At 51.9% G+C, this 258-nt stretch carries 1 protein-coding gene; it reads right to left on the reverse strand.

Features of this window, described 5'->3' with window-relative positions; genetic code table 11:
- A partial coding sequence (locus SM754_RS20335) for a 14-3-3 family protein (RefSeq protein WP_323677960.1) occupies positions 1–258 on the reverse strand: 258 nt, incomplete at both ends.

Consider the following 258-nt stretch of genomic DNA (forward strand, 5'->3'; position numbering starts at 1 on the left):
GGTATTCCTTGGCCATCTGTTGCTTCTTCTCAGATCCCTCGGTCTTCTGCTCGATTGAGGAAATGACTCTCCAGCTGGATCGTCTAGCTCCGACAACGTTCTTGTAAGCGACGGAGAGAAGATTGCGCTCCTCGTTGGAGAGTTCGGCTCCAAGTTCGGTCACCTTCTTCATGCATTGAGCCATGTCGTCGTAACGTTCAGCCTGTTCGGCCAACTTAGCTCTCTGCACAAGCTCGTCCTTGTTGTCAGCCATTGTTG

This window comes from Halorubellus amylolyticus (assembly GCF_034808145.1).
In the GTDB taxonomy this organism is placed as follows: Archaea; Halobacteriota; Halobacteria; order Halobacteriales; family Natrialbaceae; genus Halorubellus.